Source organism: Streptomyces roseoverticillatus (assembly GCF_000719265.1).
Taxonomy (GTDB): Bacteria; Actinomycetota; Actinomycetes; order Streptomycetales; family Streptomycetaceae; genus Streptomyces; species Streptomyces roseoverticillatus.
Genome location: NZ_JOFL01000083.1, coordinates 1 through 260, shown reverse-complemented (window position 1 = coordinate 260; position 260 = coordinate 1). Strand labels below are relative to the sequence as shown.

1 rRNA gene is annotated in these 260 nt (G+C 53.1%); it reads right to left on the bottom strand.

The features are described from left to right. A 5S ribosomal RNA gene (gene rrf, locus IF61_RS33790) occupies positions 1-97 on the bottom strand; the annotation flags it as partial. Between the last annotated feature and the right edge of the window lie 163 nt (positions 98-260).

Below are 260 nucleotides of genomic sequence, written 5' to 3'. Positions count from 1 at the left end.
CCCACACGGTCCCCCATGCAGTACCATCGGCGCTGAAAGGCTTAGCTTCCGGGTTCGGAATGTAACCGGGCGTTTCCCTAACGCTATGACCACCGAAACCCTATCGGTTTCGAGCGAACAAGCACACTTTTCAATTAAGTGGTTCTGCTCAAACCAGCAACTGTTCGTTACTTCAGAACTAACACAGTGGACGCGAGCAACTGAGGACAAGCCCTCGGCCTATTAGTACCAGTCAGCTCCAACCGTTACCGGTCTTCCAC